The following is a 23,686-nucleotide window of genomic DNA, read 5'->3' as shown; positions in this document are numbered from 1 at the left end:
ATAACTACCACGCTGTGACGACGAAATCCTTACGCTAGAGCTTCGGCCCTAGCGTATTTGTTCTTTTTATGCATTAATAATGAATCGAGTTTTGACAGGTGGTGGAAAGATAGGAGGGAAGCTCTCTCCCTCAGCTAATTTATGGACAGAATTTACATTTTTTCCTCCATTAATAGGTTCTGCAAATGAATGTGCTTTTCCATTTACAAACAGACCTCCAACAACTAAAGAAAATGTTAATGTACAACCAACTAATGCCTTTTTCAAATTCATCTCGGATTCCTCCTAAAAATTAATTATTTTTTCATATGCTGAATTTGCAATAGCAAAAGATGTAGCGGCTGATTTGTACTCATTTCTTTCTTGATAGTAGTCTCCTAATGTTTTTGCAAGAAGTACAATTCTTTGATACATTTTGATAGATTCGAAATATGGAATGGCCTCATTCAAAATAAAATCTTCGAAGCCAGGCGGATAATCATTTACTATATATTGATAAAACCTCAATTCAATCATTTGCTCTTTATATATTTCGGTAAATTGTTCATTGGATTGAAGTAAGTCCAGCCCTTCATGGAGCCACTTCTCAACTTGTTCCTTAAAGCCAATTTTATGGTATTCTTTGATTATATTAATGATTGTATTAATTTTATCTTCATTTATAGAAGGATTACTTTGCTCAAAGCTCTTCAGATAATGATCAATTGCTTCCTCTGATTTACCTAGCTTCGCTTTTAAATATCCTAAGTTATTTTCAACCTTAATGAGGATATCTATATAATTGGATGAAATAGCAAGCTGTCTGGCAAAATTATAATGTTTTTCAGCTTCCTTATAGTCTTGCATTCGGCGGTATATTACCCCGAGCATTAAGTGGCAATCGGTACATCTTCTCATTTGATAGCATTGTTGAAATATGGACAATGCTTCATCCATATGAAAGATAGATAGAGTGTTTTTATTAAGTCTGCCGAGTGTAAGGCCATACATGTAAAAAAGGTCAGCCTTTTCAATGTTGTAAAGTTCTTTTACTGATATTAAATAGTTTTTCGCATCCTTAAAGAATGGTTCTGCTTCAAGATATTGCCCTTTTAGATAGAAATAATTCCCCCGATATTTTTGATAGGAGAACTTTAAAATATCAGGCATATCATTTTGCAATGGAATAAAGAAATCAATGATTGTTTTTGCCGCTTCCAGGTCGTTATGAATTAAATGGTAGCGAATCAGATAAATATTATAGGTCATCACCACAAAAATATCATTGCTATCAGATATTCTTTCTTTAATTCTTTGATAATAAGCGTCTGAGTTCTGTGTGTCGTTTAGCAATAGGTAACGATTCCATTCCTCAAAAAGCTGTGCTAGATCATTATTTTGATAAGTCATAAACGGGATTTCTAGTTTGTCGCAAAGTTGGCTTAATAGTTCAATTGGTGGAGTATGATCGTTGTTTTCTATAGATGAAAGGTAAGGAACAGTAGTAATATCTTTGGCTAATTCTTCTAAGGACAAATTCTTTTGTAGACGGTAATAACGGATTCGAGTTCCAATGCTCATAAATTTTAACTCCCAGCTTCACTATATTTACATTATAACCCTAATATACGAAAAAATGGAATAATTCTTTTGTCCTAAAATATTGAAATTTGCAAATTTTTGTTACGAATCATACAGTAAATAGAAATATTCCATCTCTTTTTGTTCTATTATGATAGATTCTGTCTAATTCTTCAAGAAATTCGTAGGGATTTTATGCCATTTTTTGAATTTTATTTTCAAGATATATCCACGAAGTTTCTTTCCGAGAATTTAATTTACTTTTCTACAATTGAGTTATTTATCCATAATTTATACACAAGACTATTCATAATTCAGAAAAGGAGGAGGAACTTAGTCATTATCGCCACAAATCACCTTTTTTCAGTGAATTATTCGATTTAATTCCCTAAATTCCTCTTTCCGTTTTACAAAAACTTATTAAATGTAATCTTGGTCCGTTTAATAGGTAAAAGCTTCTGCTTTTTCTTCTCCAGTTATCATATCTTTAACTTTATATTGATTTCTTTGCACTTCTGCTTCTCCAATAATAATAACTTTCCGTATTTTATCTCTATTTGCTTTGTCCAATGCTTTTCCAATTTTTTTGTTGCCCATTTCCACTTCAACCTTAAAGCCTTTATTTCTTAAATCCCTCGCGACTAATAATGACTCCTTCCATGCATTAAGCGGAATGACATAATAATCGACAGAAGAAGCATTCTTTTTTATTTCGTCCGCTTGTAATAGGGCAGTGTAAATAACATCTAAACCAAATGAAATTCCAACGGTTGAAACCTTTTCGTTTGTTCCTAATAATCCACCTATTGCGTTATCGTATCTTCCTCCGCTGCCAATGCTGGATTTTAAAGTTTTATCCGTCATGAAAATTTCATAGATGGTACCTGTATATATTTCCAAGCCCCTTGCTAAAAATGGGTTAAAGATGCATTTGCTCGTAACCTTTAAATAGTCTAGATACGTTTCAAGCTCCTTTAGCTCATCTATTCCTGATTGAATGAGCGGATTCAATTCAGCAAACTTCTCAAAATAGGAATAGTCCGTATTATTTTCATTTGTTAAAAACCCTTTGATCGACTGAACCGTTTCGGTGGGCAGCCCTTGAGCAGCCAGCTCAGAGACAACGGCTTCCAAACCAACCTTTTCAAGCTTATCAAGGATTAATACTACTCGATTGATTTGATTAAAAGGTGTCTTAAAAGCTTGGAGCACACCGGTTAATAGCTTGCGATTATTGTATTGAATCGTAACATCCATATTTAATCTATCAAAAGCATCCAGTGCCATTATCATTAGCTCTGCTTCTGCTACCTGTGTCTGAACTCCCACAATATCTACATCACATTGTGTAAATTCCCGAAGCCTTCCAGTCTTAATTGGACCATCCCTAAATACTTTGCCAATCTCATATCTTTTAAAGGGCATTTTAATAGTTGGATTCATTGCTACTACTTTTGCGAATGGTATTGTTAAATCATACCTTAATGCTAAGTCCCTATTCCCTCTATCTGATAATGTATACATTTCCTCCAATATTTCAGCCCCGCCGCCATATTTAGAAGCAAGCAGCTCCTCATAATTTAATATTGGCGTTTCTAACGGTTGACACCCATATTGAATGAAGACATCCTCCAGATTCCTTCTAATCTTGCGACGAACCTCTTCCGCCACTGGTAAATAATCCTGTGTTCCCTTTACATTTTGATAATCCATTTTTTTCATTTTTCCAGCCTCCAATAATGTAGAAATAAATAAAAAAACCGCACAAGATTTAAGTGTTTATACTTAATCCATGCGGTTTAATGAGAAATAGCCTTCCTATTTGCGATTATTAAAAAATTCGAATAGCAAGGCTAATTGATATGATGATGGAATTGTGAAAATGCAATACTATTTTTGAAAATCAGCATTTTATTTCACCTCGAATTTCCCATTACTTTATCATACCTGCATTTAGATATCAATAATGATGTTGAGAAATTTTTATTACTTACTTAACCTTAAAAGTAAGTATTTTAGTCATTACTTTTTTTGTTCCTTTTTGGCGAACATCTACTGCGACTTTATTATATGGAATTCCACTATACGTTTTCTTGCTTGAATAATTTTGAACTGTGTCCCAATAAAATTCATTGTAAACTCGTAACTCCCTTTTCCTTTTGCAGTAAAATGGATTTTCGCCAGATTTTTAGGGATTATCATTTGTTAGCCAAAGTTTTTCTTATTAATAACGATTGATAAATTCCGTTAAAAACATATCTATTCATTATTAGGTGCTTATTTATTGATTCAGATGGTAATAGGTCAACTTATACTTCTTTTAAGAAAAATTAAAGGCAAGTGGTATTACAATGGCGATGATATTATCAAACATAACATTTCAATTGCTTGAAAACATTATTTAAATTTATATTGACCTTTATAATGCCTCGTGGGATTAAAAGGGTCAATATAAACTTCATAATTATTATCTTGATGGGAAAATATATGCTCTTGTGCAATTTGGAAATATACATTATGGAGGAATTTTTACGAAGAAAATTATAATTTTTGGCATTTTAGCATCCTCTGCTTATTTATAATTAAATGACCAGTTCTTCAACTAAACGCAAAGACAAATCAATTTTTGACAAAGAACGTCACTGCTAAAATCACCAATTATTTTTAAATAAGATGTGTTGTCCTTAAACGAAGTAAGCTAGAAAAAGGAAAATAAGCGGAAATCTTCCTGTTAAATGCAGAAGGAAGATCGTTTTTGAGTAAATAAGAGGAGATTTTCCGATAATGCAAAGTAAAATCTCCTAATTTGGCATTTTTCGAGACAATAAGCGGAATCTCTCCGTCTAATTATGCCTTTTTTTTTAATAATTACGATTTAAGCGGAATTTTTCCGTCTATTTATTGGATGGGGTGCTTGACCTGTTCCCTAACATAAACATAGATAAATCTAATAATTGATTACATAATTTGCAACGTTTTGGGTGTGACCAATAGCTATTGCCCACTTGTTAAAACCTGTGCTACATCTGTCGTATTTAAACTTAATAATCCTTGTCATAATAAGAAAAAGAAGCAAGCGGATTTAAATGCTAATCCGCTTGCTAAAAACTCTTGTTCTTTTTTATTTTTCTACCTCTAAACCGAACTATACTACTTAGAGAAATTTCCTACACTTTAACTTTTTACTTATTACGTTTATTATTCATTCTCACACGCTGATTAGCAGCATTAGCGCGAGCCTGTGCTTCTAAATCAGCTTGATCTGCTAATTCTTGAGAAAATTCTACATCGTTGCCGTCTGATTTTAAATTCTTTGGTACTTGTGGAAGTGAAGCTTTGTTTTTATCACGTGTTTTATGACCATGCGAGCGACCCATGTAGTTTTCCCCTTTCAAAAATGGGAGTTACGGAATCATCCGTTCATAGATAGAATGTGCATAATCATTCGGATTCAAACAGGAAGTTATTTACGGTTTTCTTCAAATCCACCAGCACGATCTGCTTTCCGAAATTCACGGGAATAAGTAACAGCCTGCATGCTTGAAAGATTGCTTTTCGTTTTAATCTTTTTATCCTTTGCCACATTTCTCATCCTTTCGGGTATAGTTTCAGTACTATTATTTCCTTAATTTAGGTAAAAATACTGTGAGTTGTAGAGGAAAGTGATAAAATAGGATTAACATTTAAAAAAACAATCTATCCATATAAGGAAGGTTGAGATAAACATGCCAATCATAACAAAAATTACAGTTCAAAAAAATCTTTCAGACCGATATAACATTTATCTTGATGAACACTATGCTTTTAGCGTTGATGAAGATGTATTGACTAGGTTTCAATTAAGAAAAGGGAAAGAGTTATCGGAATTAGATTTAACAGAAATTCACTATGAAGATGAAATAAGAAAAGGGGTTAACAGTGCCATCCAGTATCTTTCCTTCCGAATGAGGTCGGAAAAAGAAGTGGAGGAGCATTTAAAGAAAAAAGAATTTAATGAAGAAATTATTAAAGAAGTAATACATGCTCTATATAAAATGAATTATTTAAATGACTTAGAATTTGCTGTGGCATATGTACGGACACAAATGAATACCACTAAGAAAGGTCCGGAGGTAATCAAATTAGAGTTAAAAAATAAGGGAATAACAAATGACATGATCGAAACCGCTATTTTGGAATTTAAGGATGATCACGTCTTAAGCTCTGCTATTTCACTTGCTGAAAAAACGGTGAAACAAAATAAAAAGATTCCTGAAAAATTATTACGTCAAAAAGTGGAACAAGCTTTAATAAGAAAAGGGTATACAAAAGAAATAATAAAGGAAGCAATGACACAAATAACTTTTGAACAGGATGAGGATGCAGAACGGGAGATTTTAGAAAGTCATTGGTCCAAAGCACACAGAAAATACGAGCACTTGGAAGGGTTTGAGTACGAACAGAAAATCAAACAAGCTCTTTACCGTAAAGGTTTTCAAATAGAACAGATAGAGAGATTTTTAAGTGAAAAGGAGTTATAATGTTACAATAAGCATGTTGTTTGGTTAGGTGAAAAATCAACACTCTATAATATATATAGCAACATTGTTTTAACCAAAACTTAAGGTGGTAAGTCAATAAAATGGAAACTGAAAAAAGATACAGCGAGATGTCCGAATTTGAATTAAAGACAGAAATCGCCAGGCTAACGGAAAAGGCTAGAAAAGCAGAGCAGCTTGGAATTGTGAATGAATATGCGGTTTTAGAACGGAAAATAACAATGGCAAAAGCGTATCTTCTCAATCCAGAGGATTTTAAAGCTGGTGACGTGTATCAAATTGAAGGTGATCCGGGAGTTTATTTTAAAATCGATTATATAGATGGTGTTTTTGCTTGGGGATATCGTATGAGCGGGGGAAAGCAGCAAGAAGCATTACCAATTTCACTTCTTACACCATTAAAATAAAGAGCCAAAAGGCTCTTTATTTTTGGGCTTATGACTGTTTTCGCGTCTGATGCTCTAAAATAATTAAATCCTGTGACATCTTTGTTTCCCCATTTATTTGAGAATGGGCATGTTTTGGGGTATACCACCCGCGATTAAATGGACTAGCGGTTCGATTACGGTGAGTATTCAGCGATTTTCCCATTGCAAAAGCCCCTTTCCATTTTTCGCATTTTCTTCAACTGTTTATTCCGATTGAAACACCAGCTCTAAAAATGGTCATATCTAGCTACAGCGCCTATCGGCTAGTGAATTTCTCCGTCTCCTCCCTACGATAAGTCAACATCAAGTGAAATTTGAAGTGCCAATTTCACCAGCTCGTGAACTACCTCACTGTGTTTCCTTTATCTCGAGCCTGCGACTACGAAATCCATACGCTAGAGCTGCGGCGCTTTCGCTTTTAAATGGAATCAGATTTGCGATTACCTGACGCATGCATTCGCTCTTGTGGATGGGTATTGATCGTACCATCCGCGCGTGTAGATGCAAATTCTGCTTTTGCCCTAGGTTCACCCTCGAATTTATTATCATTTCCATATGGAAAACCTTTCGCTTTGTTTCGCATAAAAAGTTCCTCCTATATGTTAGTCCAGTACGTGAAAGAATCCAATCACGCATTAATAGTATGACTGATTTTTCATGAACATATGATAAAGAACCTGTTGAAATAGATGGAAGCTAGTGCGGAGCAACATCTAATTTTTTTCTTAATTTGTCCTTATTATAAATCCAGCCGGTGTAGGAACCTGTAATATTTAAATCCTCATCTAATTGGACGATTGCTACAAACGGATAGTGCCCTTTGCTTCGATAGCGTAAATCAATAAAGCGAACCTCATAAGAATGATCGTTTTTCTCCTTAACCTCCCATCTGAAAATAGGGGAGAAGGATAAGAAAGCAGAAAGGTTTTTATCCTTTTTGGCGGCTTCAATTTCTGGTGTTTGCGGCACAGGAATCTTTTTATACGTATCCAAAATCGTAATATCACGTTTGTAGGCTTTCCCTACATAAAAGCTATCATCGGTCTCCACAACAACTCTCCATTTATAATAACGCATGGTGGAAGCGACGATTATTTTCTTTGCATCTGGAATTTTCGCCTTTACCGCTTGCCGAACGGATCTTTGTTCTTGGAACCGAAGCAAATAATAAAAGAGAATGATGATATACATGGTTAAAAAGGTATATCCTGGGTGAAGACCAAATCCCCATAAAATGAGTCCGACTACATGGATACCAAAAATAAATGGATCAAATGTATTAATCATACCAAATGCCACCCATTTCATGGACAGGGGACGAACTGCCTGGGTACCATAGGCATTAAAGATATCTACAAAAACATGGAGGAATACAGCAAGAAAGGTCCAAAGCCACAAATGAAGCATATTGGCCCCCGGAATGAAGAGATGAACCAGTAAGGAAACTAAAAGCGGCCATAAAATAACCGCAGGAATAGAATGCGTAACTCCTCGATGATTACGTATATATACTGCATTGTTTTTAAATTTTAAAACGGTATCGATATCAGGTATTTGCGAGCCAATTATGGTTGCCAATAGAACACTATGTGTATTAACAGCATCTCCGGCAACGACGGGGTCTAAGGTGGCTAAGCCGCCTAAGGCAAACCCCATAACAAGGTGTGTTCCTGTATCCAATTCTATTTCCTCCTTAAGAAGGCGTAAAAAAGAGCTTTCTGTCGTTTGCAAAATTTTAAATTTAACTATGTGGATGACTTTTTTTAAAATTATTTAATAAGTATAGACTCTGTCTAGCTCCAGCGCCTATCGGCTAGCGGATTTCTCCGTCTCCTCCCTACGATAAGTCAACATCAGTTCGTGAACTACCTCACTGTGTTTCCTTTATCTCGAGCCTGCGACTACGAAATCCGTACGCCGATGAGCAAGGCGCTTTCGCTTTTCTTATAATGACTTTTCGCTTTTCTTAAAACATGATATGGTAGTAACGGTACAAAGGTAATGGAAAAACTGATATATCTGTATAATTGATAAAAACGACTAGATTAATGCTTTTCTTTGAAGAAAAGTTTCTTATCATTTAATTATTTGAGTTTAGTCTTGTCTGGCGTAAGTAGCCATCAGCTAGCGGGATTCTACGTCTTCTGAAGAACAACGCCGTGTTTGCGTTTGTCTCGTCGAAAACTACCAAATCTGTACGCTATCTTATTTAAATTGGACAACCTGTCCTTATTATATTCCTTTTTAGAAAGTGGTTTAACCCTTATGAGTGAAACTTTAAAAAATCTTAAGAATATGAACGTAAAATCATTTCAGGATGATTTAATAAGCTGGTTTGAAAGAGAGCAAAGAGATCTTCCTTGGAGAAAGGATCAAGATCCTTATAAAGTTTGGGTTTCTGAAATAATGCTGCAACAAACAAAGGTAGATACAGTTATTCCGTATTTCTTGAATTTTATTGAACAATTTCCCACACTTGATGAGCTTGCAGCTGCAGATGAAGAAAAAGTTTTAAAGGCATGGGAAGGCTTAGGTTATTATTCCCGTGTACGCAATCTTCACTCAGCGGTCAAAGAAGTGAAAGAAAAATATGAGAGCAAGGTTCCTGATAATCCAAAAGGAATATCCAGTCTTAAAGGTGTTGGGCCATATACGGCCGGAGCAATTTTAAGTATTGCATATGGAAAGCCGGAGCCTGCCGTTGACGGAAATGTCATGCGTGTGCTGTCAAGGATATTATCGATATGGGAAGATATTGCAAAACCATCCACTCGGAAAGTGTTTGAAGAAGCAGTTCGTCAGTTAATTTCAGAGGAAAATCCCTCCTATTTTAATCAAGCATTGATGGAATTAGGAGCGCTGATCTGTACTCCGACATCACCTTCATGCTTACTTTGCCCAGTTCGCGAGCATTGTTGCGCTTTTGAAGAAGGGACTCAAGGTGAGCTCCCGGTTAAAACAAAGAAGAAAAGTGTAAAGCACGTCGATCTTATTGCGGGGCTTTTAATAAATGAAGAAGGCAAAATCCTCATTCATAAAAGACCGAACAAAGGACTTTTAGCTGATTTATGGGAGTTCCCTAATGTTGAAAAAAGCCAAATCGTCCATCCAAGACGGGTTTTGGAGGACTTTCTTTTAGATGAATATAAAGTAAAAGGTGAAATTCAAACAAGATCCTTTGTGAAAATAGATCACGTATTTTCCCATTTAACCTGGGAAATTGAAGTATTTGCGGGTGAAATCATAGGAAAAGTAAATGAAACCGCGACATTAAAATTAGTGACAGCAGAAGAATTGGCCGAGTACGCGTTTCCTGTGTCACACCAGAAAATATGGAAAGAGTATCAAAATACAATAGAAAAATAGCAGGCAACCGTTGCTGGTATTAAGGAATGCTCTTTTCTTAAACTTTGTTGCTTTTATGTTGATGACGGCTTTATAGTCCCTAACTTAATAAGAAAGGTCTTTTCCCTTTACTTTGAATCACAGGCAGATTACCTGTGATTTTTTTAATGACCAAAAAATTCATAAGTATAGAAGGGAAAATTTGGGCCGAGGTGTAATAAAGATAGTAGAACATCAAGTAAAACACTGTATTCTCGTTATTTATATAACATGAAGGAGGGATTTTAATATGCAATATGGACCTGATCCTAATGCAATCTACCCCAATGAAGCAATTAAAAGTATATGCTATATTAAAAACGTTGTAACACGCTCGAATATTATTGTCGGTGACTACACATATTATGACGATATAGACGGTGCTGAAAAGTTTGAAGAGCATGTCACACATCACTATGACTTTATTGGAGATAAACTGATTATCGGAAAATTTTGCGCAATAGCAAAGGGCATTGAATTTGTGATGAATGGTGGAAACCATAGAATGCACAGTGTCACTACCTATCCATTTAACATTATGGGCAATGGTTGGGAGAAATCGACTCCAACACTGGCAGACTTACCCCTTAAAGGTGATACTATCATTGGAAACGATGTGTGGATCGGTCAAAATGTCACTGTAATGCCCGGTGTGCATATTGGTGATGGAGCAATCATTGCGGCCAATTCTGTCGTTGTAAAAGATGTTCCTTCTTACCATATTGCTGGTGGTAATCCCTGCAAAATAATGAAAAAAAGATTTGATGATGAACTCATTGACTATCTCCTTACTATTAAATGGTGGGATTGGCCCGCTCGTAAAATTTTTGATAATCTTGAAGCTTTATGCAGTGGGGATTTAACAAAAATGAAGGAAATTTAAGAGTTCACTATAAGCAAAATGGGAAGTCGAGAATAAGAATTCTTGGCTTCCCATTTTGCTTTTATTAACTATACAAATAACGATTTATTTCCTGCGCTGCTTTTTTTCCTTCTTGCATGGCCCAAACAATCAAGCTTTGCCCTCGTCTTGCATCACCTGCTGTATAAATTCCGTCATGATTTGTTTTAAAATCAACATCATTTGCGGATATTTTGTTTTGTTTTTTCTCGATATTGGGAAAGGTATCAGTTACACCATCAAAACCGATAGCAATAAGTACTAGATCTGCCTCCCAAAAACGGCTTTCCGTCTGATCATCCACTAGAAAAGAGGTTGTTTCTAGGCTTTTTACATTTCCATTCTTGTCGCCATGAAATGCTTTTGTTTGGATAAAATACTGTCTTGGGTCCATTCCAAACTTGCTTTGTGCTTCTTCGTATGCATAATCCAATGTAAATACTTGAGGATTCTCCGGCCATGGATTTGTTTTGGAACGAGCGGGTGGAAGCTTCCCATGCTTCCCGAACTGAACAACACTTTTACAGCCTTGGCGAATAGCAGTTGCAACGCAGTCAGCACCTGTATCCCCGCCGCCGATTACAATAACCTTTTTATCTTTGGCGTTAATACTAGGAATATATTGTTTATTAAGATGATGCTTTGTACTTTCCTTTAAGTATTCCATTGCAGGATGGATACCAGCTAGCTGCCGGCCGGTGATATCAAGTTCACGAGGTTTGTCAGCACCAGTACAAATTAAAACGGCATCATAATCCTTCCTTAATTCTTCTAAGGAAATATCAACTCCAATATGAGTATTTCCTTTAAATACGATTCCTTCCTTGCGAAGCAGCTCAATTCTGCGTTCAACATATTTTTTATCTATTTTCATATTTGGAATGCCATACATCAGCAGGCCGCCAAAGCGATCATCTTTTTCGAATACAGTGACATTATGTCCTAACTGATTTAAATCATCTGCCGCAGTAAGCCCGGCAGGACCTGATCCAATTATTGCAATTTTTTTAGTGGTTCTTTTACTCGGTTGTTTTACGTTTACCCAGCCTTCTTGAAAAGCCCGGTCAATAATGGCTTTTTCGATGCTCTTAATCGTAACAGGCTGACCTGGCAGACCGGCAGTGCAAGAACCTTCACATGGAGCTGGACAAGCCCTTGAAGTAAACTCAGGAAAATTATTTGTCTTTGCCAGCCGTTGATAGGCCTCCAGCCATTTTCCTTGATAGGCAAGCTCATTCCATTCTGGTATTAAGTTATATAATGGGCATCCGCTGGTGCTTGAATTAATAAGAGACCCGATTTGACAAAAGGGAGTCCCACAATCCATACAACGAGAGGCTTGTAGTTTTATAGCATCCTCCGAAAGCGGTTTTTGATACTCTTGCCAGTGCTTAATCCTCTCTAGTGGATGCTGTTCAGCAGGGTTTTCTCTTTGGATGTCGATGAATCCTGTTAAATGCCCCATAAATAATTCACTCCCACGAAAATTTTTAAAGGCTCTTTTCTTAAACTTTGTATTGAAAAGAAGCCTAGAATTCAAAACAAATTCCGAAAAGCTACGAAGCTGCCTTTTGAAAAGAAATCGGCAATATTGCCGATTTCTCCCGTTATTTCTAAAAAGGCTAAATAGTTTGGCTGTCTTGCAATGGAGATGAAAGTGCTTCAAGTTCATTCAATGTTTCCAGTAATTTTCCTTCTTTATTAATATTAAAAGCGGTAAGTCTTGCATCGACATACGATAATCCTCGATTTTGCAGATCATCAATCATCGCAGTCATATTTTTATATTCATGTGGGATAATCTTCACAAACTGTTTTTTCAGCTGTTTCCAATGTTTTAAAATCGTTTTTGCCTTTGGACTTCCAGTGTACAGGTAATGCTTGGAAATCATTTGATGAAGCTCTATTAGTTCATTTTCGAATGTAACCTGTTCTACATCCACAAGCTCTTGGTTAATATGTGGCAAGATGTCTTCATTAGCAGAAAAACCCTTGAAGATATAAGCGATTCCGCCGGACATTCCTGCAGCAAAGTTTTTTCCGATTGTTCCAAGAATGACTACCGTTCCGCCAGTCATATATTCACAGCCGTGGTCTCCAACTCCTTCTACTACAGCTTTAACACCGCTGTTCCGGACAGCAAATCGCTGACCTGCTACACCGCGAATGTATGCTTCACCGGAGGTTGCGCCAAATAAAGCGGTATTGCCGATAATGGCATCTACTTGTGGAATGCTCCAATTGTTATCTGGTTTAATGATCAGTTTGCCGCCAGACAATCCTTTTCCGACATAATCATTTGCATCACCCTCTAAGGTGATCGATAAACCTTTCGGGATAAAAGCACCAAGACTTTGCCCGGCAGAACCTTTTAATTGGATGTGAATTTGATCCTCTGGCAAGCCTTCCGCACCGTAATGCACAGATATTAAATTTCCTAAACTCGTTCCTACAGCACGGTCCGTGTTTTTAATATAGGATTGCAAAAAGGCTTTCTCGCCATTTCCAATAGCAGTATTTAATGCAGGAATAAGGAGACGCTGGTCAAAACGTTTTTCCAATTCGTGATCCTGTGTTTGTTGGATAGAAGTCTCCTTTTTATCGGACATTTTGTATAAAAGGTCGCTTAAATCAAGATGCTTTGCTTTCCAATGGGTGGTTACTTCCTCTTTTACGGTTAAAAGATTCGTCCTGCCGACTATTTCATCAAGGCTTCGATACCCGCATTTTGCTAAAATTTCGCGGACATCCTCAGCAATAAAATGCATATAGTTCACAATATGATCAGGGCTTCCTGCAAATTTTTCACGAAGCAATGGATTTTGCGTAGCGATTCCAACAGGGCAAGTATCTAAGTGGCATGCTCTCATCATGATGCACCCAAGAACAACTAGCGGGGCAGTGGCAAACCCGAATTCCTGCGCACCAAAGCATGCTGCAACTACAACATCCTTTCCTGTCATTAATTTTCCATCTACCTCTAAGGTTACTTTCTCTCTCAACCCGTTGAGTTGTAGGGTTTGATGTGCTTCTGATAATCCGATTTCCCAAGGGACACCTGTATGTTTAATGCTTGTTCTAGGTGAGGCGCCTGTTCCGCCGTCATGGCCGCTGATTAGGATGGTATCTGCTAATCCTTTCGCAACACCAGCTGCAATGGTTCCAACTCCAGCTTTTGCAACAAGCTTCACACTGATTTTTGCTTTCGGATTAGCGCTTTTTAAATCATAAATCAATTGGGCAAGATCTTCGATGGAATATATATCATGATGCGGAGGAGGGGAGATTAATCCTACCCCAGGCGTGGATCCTCTAACCTCAGCAATCCACGGATAAACCTTTTGGCCAGGCAGCTGTCCGCCTTCACCGGGTTTTGCTCCTTGTGCCATTTTGATTTGAATTTCGTCTGCATTTGTTAAGTAATAGCTTGTTACGCCAAATCTTCCCGAAGCAACCTGTTTAATGGCACTTCTGCGGGAGTCTCCGTTTGCATCTGTTTGGAATCGTTCAATTTCCTCGCCGCCTTCACCGCTATTGCTTTTGCCGCCGATTCGATTCATCGCAATTGCGAGCGCCTCATGTGCTTCTTTGCTAAGGGAGCCGTAAGACATTGCTCCGGTTTTAAACTTTCGCAAAATATTTTCGGCTGGCTCGACTTCATCAAGTGGAATAGGGGAGCGATCGCTTTCTATTTTTAAGAGACTGCGTATGGTTGTAAAAGGACCATCGTCATTCATGCTGACAAATTTTTTATAAACATCCTTATTATTTGTTCTTGCTGCCCTCTGAAGGGTGTGGATGCTTAATGGGTTAAACTGATGAACTTCCCCACCTTTGCGCCATTGTAATTCGCTTCCTGAATCTAATGTTTGATCATAATGTTCTATTTCGTCTGCAGCTTTTTTATGACGCATTAAGGTTTCACGGGCAATCTCCGGTAAACCAATTCCGCCAATTTGTGAAACTGTTCCGGTAAAGTATTGGTCCAGTACCTGCTGCGAAATTCCTAATGCTTCGAAGGCTTGAGCGCCGCGATAGCTTTGGATTGCGGATATCCCAACCTTGGACATAATTTTTATGACACCATTCAATAATGCGTGAAGATAATTTTGAACTGCCTGTTCGATGTTTAACGAAATATGTTGCTCTTCACATAGGTGGTAGATTGTTTCGTATGCAAGATATGGATGGATGGCATCAGCCCCATATCCAAGTAACATAGCCATATGATGGGAATCTCGCGCTTCACCCGTATCAACAATAATGCTTGCTTTCGAGCGGCAGCCATTTTTAATTAAATGATGATGGATGCTTGAAGTTGCAAGCAGGGAAGGAATGGCCGCATGTCTATCGTCTACTTTTTGATCGGATAAAATAATTAGTTCGTGTCCTGCTTGAATAGCTTGATCAACCTTAGAAAAAATCCTTTCCAAAGCCGATGCTAATCCATTTTCACCGCTTTCTGCAGGGAAAATAGTATCAATCTTTACTGCGTTCCAACTGGAATTTGTTAAAGTCCTAAACTGTGAAAAAGTTAAGAATGGATGATCCAGCTTCAGTTTACGCTTATCTTTTTTATAGCTTTCAAGCGGGTTAGAGCTTTCTCCTAACCAGGAAATCGTGGAAATAACACATTCCTCCCTGATTGCATCAATTGGCGGATTGGTTACTTGCGAAAATCCTTGTTTAAAATAATGGAATAAAAGCTGCGGTCTATCTGAAAGAACAGCAAGCGGTGTATCAATTCCCATTGCACCAGTTGCTTCCTTCGCTTCTGTTGCCATTGGCTTGAGCATTTTCATTAACTCTTCATACGTATAACCAAACACCTTTTGGTGAAAAAGAAGCTCTTTGCCAGTAAAGCTAGAAGTTAAATCAAAACGATCATCGTGTAATTCTTTAACAGTTTCCTTTAAATAGCTGCTATAAGGCTCTTCAAGACTAATCGTCTTTTTCAATTCATCATTTGGAATAATTCGTCCTTGTGACGTATCGACTAATAGTAACTCCCCAGGCTTTAAATGCTTTCGTTCTAATATCATGTCATTGTCAACGTCCACAACACCGACTTCAGAAGCAAATATGATCCGATCATCTCTCGTTATATAGTAACGGCCAGGACGTAACCCATTCCTGTCGAGGATAGCGCCAATCTGTATTCCGTCCGTAAATCCAAGTGCCATTGGGCCATCCCAAGGCTCCATGCACTGACTTTGGTATTCATAAAACGCTTTTAAGTAAGATGGCATTTCTTCATTTTGCTCCCATGGCTCAGGCACCATCATCATCACTGCTTTTGGGAGTGAAACACCTTTTAACAGTAAATACTCCAAAACATTATCGAAGATCGCCGAATCACTTCCAGATGGGTTGATCACTTCTAAACCAGAACTATTTTTAGCATTAAACCAGTTCATGTTCCCTTTAATGGTATTGATTTCTCCATTATGTGCGATGACACGGTTAGGATGTGCTCTTTCCCAGCTCGGAAAGGTGTTAGTGCTGTAGCGTGAATGGATAAGCGCTAGGGATGATGTAAATTTTTCGTCACGTAAATCAGAGAAATAAAGGGATAATTCTTCTGCAAGCAACATTCCTTTATAAACTACGGTACGATTTGATAAGCTAGGAATATACATTTCAGATTTATACTTTTGTTCTATTTGTTTTCTTAAAGAATACAACCTGGCAGGAAATTCCTCCAATTGCGTCGAGATTTGCGTGATAAAGATTTGCTTAATGCTTGGCTCTGATTTTCTCGCTTGTTCGCTTATTCGATCGGAAGACACGGGGACAGATCTGACTCCAAGAACAGATAATCCGTGTTTTGAAGATTCTTTATAAAATTCATTAAGTATTTCTTCGCTAACTGCATGATCTTGTGGTAAGAAGAGCATGCCAACTGCATACTCGCCTTGATTTGGAAGATCAAATGGGCATACTGAAGAAAAAAAGTCATGTGGAATTTGCAGCATGATTCCTGTTCCATCACTTGTTGATTTATCCGCGCTTTTCCCTGCACGGTGATCAAGTCGTTTCAACATCTCTAAAGAAGTGGACACTACTTCATGTGATGGGCGACCTTTTATATCTGCATAAAAACCGATACCACAGGCATCATGTTCGAATTCACTGCGATAAAGACCAGTAGTTTTTATAGGAGAACGAAACGTTTTCATAAGTTAACATTCCTTCCGTATTAAAAATGCCGAAGTGTTTGATAATTAAAAATTTTACTTTAAAATGATTCATCTATACAATATATAGTTAAGAATGAAATAATCTCAAAATGAGAATGGTTGTGATGAACGTGGAATTAAGACAGTTAATTTACTTTAACGAGGTCGCAAAAAATGAACATGTAACGAAAGCCGCAGATGAATTGCATGTTGCTCAATCAGCCATCAGTAGACAAATCAGCCTATTAGAAGCGGAATTGGGGGTAACATTATTTTTAAGAGAAGGAAGAAACGTCCGGTTAACTTCTATAGGAAAGATATTTTTGGAGCATGTCGAAAAAATTTTAAATGAAGTGGAAAAAACAAAAGAAAAAGTGGAAGATTATTTAAATCCTGAGAAAGGAGTCATTCGCTTAGGCTTTTCCACAGGATTATCCGTTCATACCTTTACTATGGTATTCACCCAGTTCCGAGAGTTGCATCCAAAATTGCATTTTCAATTATTACAAGGTACCACCCCATATTTAATGGATTTAATGGAAAAAGGTGAAATTGATATTGCCTTTGTTGCGCCTGTCCCAACCGACCATCCCATCGTGAAAGGGGATATTTTTTTCACAGAAAAAATGCTGTTATTGTTGCCAGAGCACCACGAGCTGGCCCATCTAAAAACAATTCGGATCAATCAGCTTGAACAGGAACGGTTTGTAACATTTCGCTCAGGGCTTCCGATTCGGGAAATGATTTTTAAAGCGTGCCAAAAAGCCGGGTTTGTCCCAACAATCGCTTTCGAAGGGGAAGATATGGATACAATTAAAGGACTTGTTTCAGCTGGGATCGGCATCGCCATATTACCGGAATTGGCTTTGTCCTATAACGTGCCAAAGGATGTTGTTGCGGTTGAATTAAATGGATCCGAGTTCTTTAGGCCAGTTGGCGTGATTACACCGAAGAAGAGAGAGCTTGCCCCATCAGAACAGCTCTTATACAAATTTTTAAAGTCTTTTTATGATCGGTTATATCGGTTTCAGATGTGAAAGTGCAATAGCTGATCTTGGCGTGCGGACACCAAATCCGTTATCTGTGACAAAATGGGGTATTTCCTTAATCTCGCGGACAATGGTTCCGTTATTCTATGAAAAAGTGGTGATTTCCATGTAATTTTTCATGAATAACGGAACTCATGTCCGCTTAGCTCATAAAATATGTTCATTTGATGAAAATAGCGGAACCAATGTCCGCATAATTTGATGTTGTATTCTATCTTTACCTGCTATCCGCGATGGGTTATTTCTTCTACTATTTCCCGATGGATTGTTAGGCCTTCCGAGTTTAAATACGGTGCTATTTGCTGCAGGGATTGATGAAAGTGTGAAAGCTCTTCATCTGTCCATTCCGTTTTTGATATCATTGACAATTGTGTCATGTCACGAATATTTTCCATCCATAAACACCCCTTATGCTTTTGAATATCCATAGTTTTCTTTGCTGGTTAGTTTGTTATTCATCTTTGGATAAATTGAACGATTTTTTGAAGATAATGTATACAAGCATTTTGTGCAGGATCCTTGTTTTTCATCGGTTTGTGCCAAAATATTAACCCCAACAAATTGAAAGGAGCGAAATCATAAATAAACGGACGGGCTTATATGATAAACAGCTTGAAAACTGTGTTGAATGGACTGAAATTGCCATCTAACGAACCGATTTGGGACCTTTTGACTACCGGTACTGTCTTCGAACAAAGAATGTTTAAATTCCAGTGAGCAAACCAAGCTATATATACAAAGCTGATGGGAGGCACATGACAGAAGCGTAAACACTAAAAATCTAATGACGAGAACGAATCATAAGAAATTTTTTCGCAAAAATTACATAACAACCATTCTGATTGGTTACATTAATGAGCGTGGAGGTGATAATCATGGCAAAGCAAACAAACAAAACACAATCTGGTACTAACGCTCAAGAAGTTAAACAACAAAATGCACAATCTGCACAAGGATCTCAAGGTTCTTTCGGAACTGAGTTCGGTAGCGAAACAGATGTGCAATCTGTAAGAAAAGCTAACCAACAAGCTGAATCTCGTAAAGCACAAAATTCTGGCAATGCTGGTCAACAATAATACAAAGTAAAGGGGCATCCAAATCGTGGATGTCCCTTACTCTTTTAAATTTAAGCTTGTGGATGAGTTTTTCTACAATTGTCTAGTCTAGCTCAAGCACCCATTTTGGGTTTTCTTCCGGTTAAATCGGGGCCATAAGAAATTAATTAAAAGCCTAACTTGAGGTGGAAATTCAGTCTAAGTGGTCTTTATGAGGAAACAAAAGGCCAACTGGAGGTGGAATCGGAAAGCGAATGGCCTTTATAAGCAATCAAAAGCCCAACCTAAGGAAAACCCCAAATCCAAATGGTCTTTTATAAGGAAACAAAAGCCCAACTTTCAACATTACCCCACCGACTTACCCAGTATTTAAAGAACAAACAGGTGAAAAATCAACAGTATCAATCTCAGGCGTAAACAACCATTTTTTATTCGACAAAACTGATTGGAAAGCGACATAACTAGTCAAAGGAATTCTTTTCATATTAAGCGAAATACATAATGAAGAGGAATGAATGAAAAGGATGGTGCGCAATATGAGTAATTTCAATCAAATTATTTCTGAACAAATGAAAACGATGGAGCAATTATTATATCTTCAATCCGAAATCGAAAGATGCCAAGAGCTTGAGGAAGAGCTGATAGAATTACAGAAGGAAGCAGAGCTTGAAAGTATAAAAAAAGAAATAGCTGATATGAAATGTGAATTGCGCAAAATCCAAAAAATATTTGAATCACAAACAGATGAAGTGATTCGTACATATCAAGAAACCAAAATCTTTGCATGAGGGTGACATCAATAATCGTCACCCTCTTTTTGTTTTAAATTTTCCAAAAAACCGTTATAATAATAAGAAAATCATTTTTAGGTATCGGTAAATACATATAACTTCGGAGTTTATTGACATCATTTTAAGATAATTATTTCTAAACAGAAAGGATGTATGGACTATTCATAAGACTACGACGAAAGAAGGGAGAATAATGAGGATTCCCACAGAAGGAGAAACCATTCAAATTCACAGCTACAAGCATAATGGTTTCATTCACAGGATTTGGGACGAAACAACGGTTCTAAAGGGAACAAAATCTCTCGTTATCGGTGGGAATGATCGAACCATTGTGACAGAATCAGACGGAAGAACCTGGGTTACCAGGGAACCGGCTATATGTTACTTCCATTCGGATCATTGGTTTAATATAATTGGAATGATTCGGGAGGATGGGATTTATTATTACTGTAACCTTGGATCGCCATTTGTGTATGACAGTGAAGCTTTAAAATATATTGATTATGATTTGGATATTAAGGTATTTCCTGATATGACCTATACTCTCTTAGATGAGGATGAGTATGAATACCACCGGAAACAAATGAGGTATCCGGATGTTATTGATCATATTTTGAAACGAAATGTGGACAACCTTGTTCGCTGGATCAGACAGCGCAAAGGTCCATTTTCACCAGACTTTATTGATGTTTGGTATGAAAGATATTTGACTTATCGCTCATAATTAAGGTTCTTTTTTAACTTTGGGAAAATGACCCGAAATTGAGTTTTTATAAGAAAACAACCTGAACAAATTAATAATTGACGCCGAAAAGGAGCACTATTCTAGTAGTGCTTTTTATTTTTGCGGTAAAATAGTATGGTCAAAAAAATACGGAGGGTTAAAGTGAGTAGTATTAAAAGATATTTAAAATTTGTTAAGCCATATAAGTTTCAAATCATCGGCACATTTATCATTGGAATTATAAAATTTGTTATCCCGTTACTTATTCCTTTATTCATTAAATATGTCATCGATGATGTGATTGGAAGTCATACACTAAATACGCATGAGAAAACGTCAAAGCTCATTTTTTGGCTGTCAATCATGTTGGGGATTTTTATTTTTGCTCGTCCTCCCGTCGAGTATTATCGTCAATACTTTGCTCAATGGACAGCAAGTAAAATTTTGTATGATATTCGCGATCGATTATTTACGCATCTGCAAAAACTCAGCTTTAAATATTATTCGAATACTCGAGGCGGGGAAGTTATTTCAAGAGTCATCAATGATGTGGAACAAACGAAAGACTTTGTTATAACAGGCTTGATGAATGTTTGGTTAGATACTTCTACTATCATCATTGCCATTTCCATCATGTTTAAGATGGATGTAAAGTTGACGCTTGTTTCTTTAATTGTTTTCCCGTTTTATATTGCATCGGTCAAATATTTCTTTGGGAACCTTCGAAAACTGACCCGCAATCGATCACAAGCATTAGCGGAGGTTCAAGGTTATTTGCATGAGAGGGTGCAAGGGATGGCTGTTATTAAAAGCTTTGCCATCGAAGACCATGAGCAAAAGCAATTCGCCAAGCGCAATTCCAACTTTTTGGACAAAGCATTAACCCATACAAGATGGACAGCAAAATCGTTTGCGGTAGTGAACACTATTACAGATATTGCACCATTGATTATTATTGGTTTTGCCGGTTATCAAGTTATCCAGGGGCATTTAACTGTAGGAACAATGGCTGCCTTTATTGCTTATATTGATAATTTGTACAGTCCATTACGCCGTCTAGTCAATTCTGGGACAACTTTAACACAAGCATTCGCATCCATGGACAGGGTTTTTGAACTGATTGATCAAAAATATGATATAGATGATCGTCCCGATGCTATTGAATGTAAAAATGTCCTTGGAAATATTAAATTTGACCATGTTAGCTTTGCTTATGACCAAAAAGAAGAGCCGGTTTTAAAAGACATCGACCTTGATATTCAAGTGGGAGAAACCGTCGCATTGGTTGGGATGAGCGGTGGAGGAAAGTCTTCTTTAGTAAGTTTAATACCAAGATTTTATGATGTCACAGAGGGGGCAATACTTCTTGACGGGACTGATATTCGCAGGTTTAAGGTCAGAAGCCTGCGAGACAAAATAGGAATGGTGCTGCAGGACAGTATCCTTTTCAGTGAGTCTATACAAGCGAATATTTTATTAGGAAAACCGGGTGCAACGACAGAAGAAGTGTATGAAGCTGCCAAAGCTGCAAATGCACATGACTTTATTTTAAACTTACCTAATGGGTATGATACGCAGGTCGGGGAACGCGGAGTGAAGCTTTCCGGCGGTCAAAAGCAGAGGATTGCCATTGCCAGAGTGTTTTTAAAAAATCCGCCAATATTAGTATTGGATGAGGCAACATCAGCATTAGACTTGGAAAGTGAGCATCTCATCCAAGAAGCACTGGATAAACTTGCGAAGGATCGAACCACTTTCATTGTTGCCCACCGCTTATCAACTATTACTCATGCAGACCGGATTATTCTTATCGAGCATGGACGAATCGTGGAAATGGGAACACATGAAGAGTTAATGGCAAAAAGGGGCCATTACTTTGATTTATTCCAAGTCCAACAATTGGATGCATAGAAAAGCGAAAACGACGGAAAAACCAATCTGGTGTTTATATGATACTGAAAAGCCGGCAAAAAGTTTGCCGGCTTAATCTTCATTTATTTCCTCTACCGTTACTTCATTTTTATCCTTATGAAAGGATTGAAAGCTATCGATAAGCTTTTCAAAATGCTCTAATTGCTCTTGATATTCAACGATAGCGGATAAAAGTCGCATAACATGGAACTTCTGTACTTGAGACAGACAATTCTCAGCCTCAATATCTTCTAGAAAAAGCTCCATTAATTGATTTCTTTGTTCTTCCAAAAGTTGAACAGATTCAATTTCAGAGTCCTTACGTATTTTTCCTAAGAATTTCAAAATTAATTTTTCATGATCACTCATGATAGCATCCAGTAATTCTTGTAATTGTTCATTAACCGATTCAGGAAGCTGGCGCAAATCCTGTTCGTACCGGTGGAGAATTTTTAATATATCAAAACTGCTTTGCAAAAGTATAACCATTTGTCGATAAACAACTGCTTTGCGTTGTTTATCAATGGTGGATTTTTTGAAATAGCTTCTCTCTTCCTTGTACATCGACAAAAAATCATTTACCCTAAGCATTCTTTCTTTTAATACAGTAATATCTTTTTTCAATAACTGATGTTCTGCTGCATGTCTGCTAGTTAATCTTACCCATCTTAGTACATCTTCCGTTACATTGGAGATACTATTATATAATTTTGTTTCATATTTTGGCGGCAAAAAGATTAAATTTACGATAAAAGCCGATAAAATTCCAAGCAATAAAGTGGAAAAGCGAATTCCAGCAAATTGTAAGAAATGTTCTCCAGGTGTTTCCATTAAGGCAATCATCGTTACAAGTGCAAGACTGACATTATTCTCCAGTTTAAGCTTTAACATAATGATGATAGTAATAATAGCACCGAGTCCAACAACGAGCACATTATTATTAAATATCATAACTAATACGACCCCAATAATCGCTCCAATCAGGTTTCCCTGAAGCTGTTCAATAATCGATAAATAGGATCGATATATAGTTGGCTTTATCGCGAAAATGGCTGCAATCCCGGCAAATACCGCGTTAGGCATATGTAACAATCGCGCTAAAAATAAAGCCAGTACAATAGCTATTCCCGTTTTAAAAATGCGGGCCCCAAGCTTCATGACAAAAT

The 23,686-nt window shown here is 37.2% G+C and carries 21 protein-coding genes; 9 read left to right on the top strand and 12 right to left on the bottom strand.

Annotated features, from left to right (window positions below; genetic code table 11):
• Nucleotides 1-66 precede the first annotated feature (66 nt).
• The 5 genes from NSQ59_RS20575 to NSQ59_RS20555 form a co-directional block, all read right to left on the bottom strand.
• The gene (locus NSQ59_RS20575; protein WP_055741930.1) at nucleotides 67-273 is read right to left on the bottom strand and encodes a hypothetical protein; all 207 of its coding nucleotides are present in this window, start codon (nucleotides 271-273) and stop codon (nucleotides 67-69) included.
• A 12-nt stretch (nucleotides 274-285) separates the two neighbouring features.
• Entirely contained in the window at nucleotides 286-1,560 is a 1,275-nt protein-coding gene (locus NSQ59_RS20570; RefSeq protein WP_055741929.1) for a helix-turn-helix transcriptional regulator, read from the bottom strand.
• Between the two features lie 441 nt (nucleotides 1,561-2,001).
• Entirely contained in the window at nucleotides 2,002-3,282 is a 1,281-nt protein-coding gene (locus NSQ59_RS20565; protein ID WP_055741928.1) for a histidine--tRNA ligase, read from the bottom strand.
• Nucleotides 3,283-4,742: 1,460 nt separating this feature from the next.
• A complete protein-coding gene (locus NSQ59_RS20560) occupies nucleotides 4,743-4,937 on the bottom strand; it encodes a YfhD family protein (protein WP_055741927.1) in 195 nt (64 codons plus the stop codon).
• Between the two features lie 86 nt (nucleotides 4,938-5,023).
• A complete protein-coding gene (locus NSQ59_RS20555) occupies nucleotides 5,024-5,143 on the bottom strand; it encodes a YfhE family protein (protein ID WP_083489512.1) in 120 nt (39 codons plus the stop codon).
• A 142-nt stretch (nucleotides 5,144-5,285) separates the two neighbouring features.
• Between NSQ59_RS20555 and recX the strand changes: the two genes are divergently transcribed.
• Both recX and NSQ59_RS20545 read left to right on the top strand, forming a co-directional pair.
• Entirely contained in the window at nucleotides 5,286-6,080 is a 795-nt protein-coding gene (gene recX, locus NSQ59_RS20550; protein ID WP_055741926.1) for a recombination regulator RecX, read from the top strand.
• Nucleotides 6,081-6,181: 101 nt separating this feature from the next.
• Nucleotides 6,182-6,505, top strand: a complete 324-nt coding sequence (locus tag NSQ59_RS20545; RefSeq protein ID WP_055741925.1) for a YfhH family protein — start codon at nucleotides 6,182-6,184, stop codon at nucleotides 6,503-6,505.
• Between the two features lie 28 nt (nucleotides 6,506-6,533).
• Here the strand turns inward: NSQ59_RS20545 and NSQ59_RS20540 are convergent, their stop codons facing one another.
• From NSQ59_RS20540 to NSQ59_RS20530, 3 genes are all read right to left on the bottom strand, one after another.
• Complete coding sequence (locus tag NSQ59_RS20540; RefSeq protein ID WP_083489511.1) at nucleotides 6,534-6,689, bottom strand: YpzG family protein; 156 nt, start codon at nucleotides 6,687-6,689, stop codon at nucleotides 6,534-6,536.
• A gap of 255 nt (nucleotides 6,690-6,944) precedes the next feature.
• Nucleotides 6,945-7,109, bottom strand: a complete 165-nt coding sequence (locus NSQ59_RS20535) for a small, acid-soluble spore protein K (protein WP_055741924.1) — start codon at nucleotides 7,107-7,109, stop codon at nucleotides 6,945-6,947.
• Between the two features lie 113 nt (nucleotides 7,110-7,222).
• Nucleotides 7,223-8,206 (bottom strand): metal-dependent hydrolase, encoded by a 984-nt coding sequence (locus NSQ59_RS20530; RefSeq protein ID WP_055741923.1) that lies wholly within the window; start codon nucleotides 8,204-8,206, stop codon nucleotides 7,223-7,225.
• 585 nt (nucleotides 8,207-8,791) lie between these two features.
• On the opposite strand from NSQ59_RS20530, the gene mutY reads away from it, so the two are divergent.
• The gene (mutY, locus tag NSQ59_RS20525) at nucleotides 8,792-9,892 is read left to right on the top strand and encodes an A/G-specific adenine glycosylase (protein WP_055741922.1); all 1,101 of its coding nucleotides are present in this window, start codon (nucleotides 8,792-8,794) and stop codon (nucleotides 9,890-9,892) included.
• A gap of 268 nt (nucleotides 9,893-10,160) precedes the next feature.
• Nucleotides 10,161-10,793, top strand: a complete 633-nt coding sequence (locus tag NSQ59_RS20520; RefSeq protein WP_340832553.1) for a Vat family streptogramin A O-acetyltransferase — start codon at nucleotides 10,161-10,163, stop codon at nucleotides 10,791-10,793.
• A gap of 64 nt (nucleotides 10,794-10,857) precedes the next feature.
• Here the strand turns inward: NSQ59_RS20520 and NSQ59_RS20515 are convergent, their stop codons facing one another.
• Complete coding sequence (locus tag NSQ59_RS20515) at nucleotides 10,858-12,276, bottom strand: glutamate synthase subunit beta (protein ID WP_055741920.1); 1,419 nt, start codon at nucleotides 12,274-12,276, stop codon at nucleotides 10,858-10,860.
• 157 nt (nucleotides 12,277-12,433) lie between these two features.
• On the bottom strand, nucleotides 12,434-16,990 hold the full coding sequence (gltB, locus tag NSQ59_RS20510; protein ID WP_055741919.1) for a glutamate synthase large subunit: 4,557 nt from the start codon (nucleotides 16,988-16,990) through the stop codon (nucleotides 12,434-12,436).
• A gap of 131 nt (nucleotides 16,991-17,121) precedes the next feature.
• Between gltB and NSQ59_RS20505 the strand changes: the two genes are divergently transcribed.
• Nucleotides 17,122-18,027, top strand: coding sequence for a LysR family transcriptional regulator (locus NSQ59_RS20505; RefSeq protein WP_055742492.1), 906 nt, complete (start codon nucleotides 17,122-17,124; stop codon nucleotides 18,025-18,027).
• A gap of 236 nt (nucleotides 18,028-18,263) precedes the next feature.
• Here NSQ59_RS20505 and NSQ59_RS20500 read toward each other — a convergent pair whose 3' ends face one another.
• Nucleotides 18,264-18,434 (bottom strand): hypothetical protein, encoded by a 171-nt coding sequence (locus tag NSQ59_RS20500; RefSeq protein WP_163258600.1) that lies wholly within the window; start codon nucleotides 18,432-18,434, stop codon nucleotides 18,264-18,266.
• A 480-nt stretch (nucleotides 18,435-18,914) separates the two neighbouring features.
• Here NSQ59_RS20500 and NSQ59_RS20495 point away from each other — a divergent pair, with 480 nt between their 5' ends.
• From NSQ59_RS20495 to NSQ59_RS20480, 4 genes are all read left to right on the top strand, one after another.
• Entirely contained in the window at nucleotides 18,915-19,115 is a 201-nt protein-coding gene (locus NSQ59_RS20495; protein WP_055741918.1) for a gamma-type small acid-soluble spore protein, read from the top strand.
• A gap of 515 nt (nucleotides 19,116-19,630) precedes the next feature.
• The gene (locus tag NSQ59_RS20490; protein ID WP_055742491.1) at nucleotides 19,631-19,882 is read left to right on the top strand and encodes a YgaB family protein; all 252 of its coding nucleotides are present in this window, start codon (nucleotides 19,631-19,633) and stop codon (nucleotides 19,880-19,882) included.
• A gap of 196 nt (nucleotides 19,883-20,078) precedes the next feature.
• Nucleotides 20,079-20,609 (top strand): nucleoside tri-diphosphate phosphatase, encoded by a 531-nt coding sequence (gene ntdP / locus NSQ59_RS20485; RefSeq protein WP_340832549.1) that lies wholly within the window; start codon nucleotides 20,079-20,081, stop codon nucleotides 20,607-20,609.
• A gap of 162 nt (nucleotides 20,610-20,771) precedes the next feature.
• Entirely contained in the window at nucleotides 20,772-22,520 is a 1,749-nt protein-coding gene (locus NSQ59_RS20480) for an ABC transporter ATP-binding protein (RefSeq protein ID WP_055741916.1), read from the top strand.
• A gap of 72 nt (nucleotides 22,521-22,592) precedes the next feature.
• On the opposite strand, the gene NSQ59_RS20475 is transcribed toward NSQ59_RS20480, so the two are convergent.
• Nucleotides 22,593-23,678 (bottom strand): FUSC family protein, encoded by a 1,086-nt coding sequence (locus NSQ59_RS20475; protein WP_055741915.1) that lies wholly within the window; start codon nucleotides 23,676-23,678, stop codon nucleotides 22,593-22,595.
• Nucleotides 23,679-23,686 lie beyond the last annotated feature (8 nt).

It is taken from the genome of Margalitia sp. FSL K6-0131 (genome assembly GCF_038008735.1).
In the GTDB taxonomy this organism is placed as follows: Bacteria; Bacillota; Bacilli; order Bacillales; family Bacillaceae_C; genus Margalitia; species Margalitia shackletonii.
Note: the sequence above shows the minus strand (reverse complement) of the source record. Positions and strands in the feature narration are given on the sequence as shown.

Coding starts and splice junctions, on each gene's coding strand:
- NSQ59_RS20575 (WP_055741930.1), bottom strand. CDS start 273: ATGAATTTGAAAAAGGCATTAGTTGGTTGTACATTAACATTTTCTTTA.
- NSQ59_RS20570 (WP_055741929.1), bottom strand. CDS start 1,560: ATGAGCATTGGAACTCGAATCCGTTATTACCGTCTACAAAAGAATTTG.
- NSQ59_RS20565 (WP_055741928.1), bottom strand. CDS start 3,282: ATGAAAAAAATGGATTATCAAAATGTAAAGGGAACACAGGATTATTTA.
- NSQ59_RS20560 (WP_055741927.1), bottom strand. CDS start 4,937: ATGGGTCGCTCGCATGGTCATAAAACACGTGATAAAAACAAAGCTTCA.
- recX (WP_055741926.1), top strand. CDS start 5,286: ATGCCAATCATAACAAAAATTACAGTTCAAAAAAATCTTTCAGACCGA.
- NSQ59_RS20545 (WP_055741925.1), top strand. CDS start 6,182: ATGGAAACTGAAAAAAGATACAGCGAGATGTCCGAATTTGAATTAAAG.
- NSQ59_RS20540 (WP_083489511.1), bottom strand. CDS start 6,689: ATGGGAAAATCGCTGAATACTCACCGTAATCGAACCGCTAGTCCATTT.
- NSQ59_RS20535 (WP_055741924.1), bottom strand. CDS start 7,109: ATGCGAAACAAAGCGAAAGGTTTTCCATATGGAAATGATAATAAATTC.
- mutY (WP_055741922.1), top strand. CDS start 8,792: ATGAGTGAAACTTTAAAAAATCTTAAGAATATGAACGTAAAATCATTT.
- NSQ59_RS20520 (WP_340832553.1), top strand. CDS start 10,161: ATGCAATATGGACCTGATCCTAATGCAATCTACCCCAATGAAGCAATT.
- NSQ59_RS20515 (WP_055741920.1), bottom strand. CDS start 12,276: ATGGGGCATTTAACAGGATTCATCGACATCCAAAGAGAAAACCCTGCT.
- gltB (WP_055741919.1), bottom strand. CDS start 16,990: ATGAAAACGTTTCGTTCTCCTATAAAAACTACTGGTCTTTATCGCAGT.
- NSQ59_RS20500 (WP_163258600.1), bottom strand. CDS start 18,434: ATGGAAAATATTCGTGACATGACACAATTGTCAATGATATCAAAAACG.
- NSQ59_RS20495 (WP_055741918.1), top strand. CDS start 18,915: ATGGCAAAGCAAACAAACAAAACACAATCTGGTACTAACGCTCAAGAA.
- NSQ59_RS20490 (WP_055742491.1), top strand. CDS start 19,631: ATGAGTAATTTCAATCAAATTATTTCTGAACAAATGAAAACGATGGAG.
- ntdP (WP_340832549.1), top strand. CDS start 20,079: ATGAGGATTCCCACAGAAGGAGAAACCATTCAAATTCACAGCTACAAG.
- NSQ59_RS20475 (WP_055741915.1), bottom strand. CDS start 23,678: ATGAAGCTTGGGGCCCGCATTTTTAAAACGGGAATAGCTATTGTACTG.